Annotated in this window: 1 protein-coding gene; it reads left to right on the top strand. The window is 43.2% G+C overall.

Annotation, left to right across the window (positions count from 1 at the left end):
• Positions 1–103 precede the first annotated feature (103 nt).
• Complete coding sequence (locus AACQ81_RS03660) at positions 104–1,147, top strand: IS630 family transposase (protein WP_237388482.1); 1,044 nt, start codon at positions 104–106, stop codon at positions 1,145–1,147.
• The last annotated feature ends 11 nt before the right edge of the window (positions 1,148–1,158 follow it).

A 1,158-nucleotide genomic window follows, 5' to 3' on the forward strand; every position in this document is an offset into this window, starting at 1 on the left:
TAAATAAGATTTCAAAATAGTAGATCACTTGAAGGGAACTCAGTCCGATTTTCGCGATCTGATTAATCGCCAAATCAAAACAAATCCCAAAATGGACTGAGTCATGCCAATCATAACATCAATACCCCGAAATGAACGACGTCAGATGAAAAAAGCTATCCAGAAAACCCGGGATAAGGACTATGCACGTCGCTTCACCGCGCTCTTGATGTTACATGAAGGGAGTACGGTTTCTCACGTTTCCAGAACGCTTCACTGTTCACGTTCTTCCGTTCATCGTTGGGTAAATTGGTTAACATTATACGGGTTGGAAGGACTTAAAAGCCTCCCGGCGGGAAGGCCTGCCATCTGGAACTTAGCTCCGCTCTTCACAGTCATTTCTTTCTTATTACAGCACTCGCCACAACATTTTGGCTATCTCCGTTCACGATGGAGCCTTGAGCTTATTACACTTAAAATCAATGAGCTACTGAATACATCGCTCTCTCAAAGTACCCTCTATCGCTACTTTTGCCGGACGGGCATCGTTTGGCGAAGGGCGGCGCCAACCGTAAAATTGCCTGACCCTGAGTATGATGAAAAAATGGCAAAAATCAGCGAGACGTTATCCAATGCCTCAGAGAAACACCCGGTCTTCTATGAGGATGAGGTGGACATCAACCTGAACCCGAAAATCGGTGCAGACTGGTGCTTCAAAGGGCAGCAAAAGCGTGTTGTTACCCCCGGAAAGAACCAAAAACACTACCTTGCCGGTTGCCTCAACGCGAAAACGAAAGAAATCACTTATGTCGGTAGCTTGAGAAAGAACTCAGATTTATTTATCAAATTGTTAGATGAAATTAACAATCAATATGTTAGTGCCAAAACCATCACGTTAATTTTAGATAACTATTGCATTCATAAGAGCCGGAAGGTCAGGGTTTGGCTGGCAAAGAATCCCAAATTTAATCTTCTCTTTTTACCGACCTATTGCCCGTGGTTGAATAAAATCGAACGTCTATGGCAATCCTTGCATGAAACCGTGACACGAAACCACTGCTGCCAATTTATGTGGCAGTTGCTTAACCATGTCAAAATCTTCATGGAAACCGCTTCCTTACAACAGCAAAAACCGGGGATGAGAAAAATGGGTGTATCACAATTATGAAATCTTATTTA

It is taken from the genome of Xenorhabdus sp. Sc-CR9 (assembly GCF_963897815.1).
Classification (GTDB): domain Bacteria; phylum Pseudomonadota; class Gammaproteobacteria; order Enterobacterales; family Enterobacteriaceae; genus Xenorhabdus.

Coding starts and splice junctions, on each gene's coding strand:
- AACQ81_RS03660 (WP_237388482.1), top strand. CDS start 104: ATGCCAATCATAACATCAATACCCCGAAATGAACGACGTCAGATGAAA.